At 47.9% G+C, this 568-nt stretch carries 1 protein-coding gene; it reads left to right on the top strand.

All coding sequences use genetic code 11. The annotated features are described in order from the left end of the window. Nucleotides 1-548, top strand: a 548-nt coding sequence (locus R8O11_RS30070; protein ID WP_318195242.1) for an HAD family hydrolase, incomplete at its 5' end; no start/stop codon positions are given. Nucleotides 549-568: the final 20 nt, after the last annotated feature.

The raw sequence follows: 568 nt of genomic DNA, 5'->3' as shown, positions 1-568 counted from the left end.
CGTTTTATGAAGATGTTTACCTATCGATCATTGGCCGCAATGCGGCAGGAATTGAGACGATTTTCCGCAAAGCCTACGGCGAGAATTTAGACCGCCTGCATCTTGAATGGCGCACTCGTTACAACGCAGTTGTCAAACACCAAGCTATCCCTGTAAAAGATGGCGTTGTTGAGTTGCTGGAGTGGTTGAAAGCACAGGGCTTACCTATCGCGGTCGCGACATCTACCGCGAAAGAAGTGGCAAAAATCAAACTGGAATTAGCAGGGTTGAGCAAATACTTCGATAACCTAACGACAGGCTGCGAAGTGAGCCACGGCAAACCCGATCCAGAAATCTATTTTCTGGCAGCGAACCGTCTGGATGTAGAGCCAAGCCGATGTTTGGCCTTTGAAGATTCCAATAACGGTGTTCGCGCCGCTGTAGCGGCAAACATGATTACTTATCAAATTCCGGACTTGGTTGAACCTTGCGATGAGGTAAAACAATTTGGTCACGCTATCGTGCCTTCACTGCACGAAGTATTAGCCGAGCTTAAACAGACTCGCTAATCCTCCTCTGAATACGTTCT

Source organism: Vibrio sp. 1288 (genome assembly GCF_033344475.1).
The sequence above is the reverse complement of the archived record's forward strand: the minus strand, read 5'-3'. Positions and strand labels throughout refer to the sequence as shown.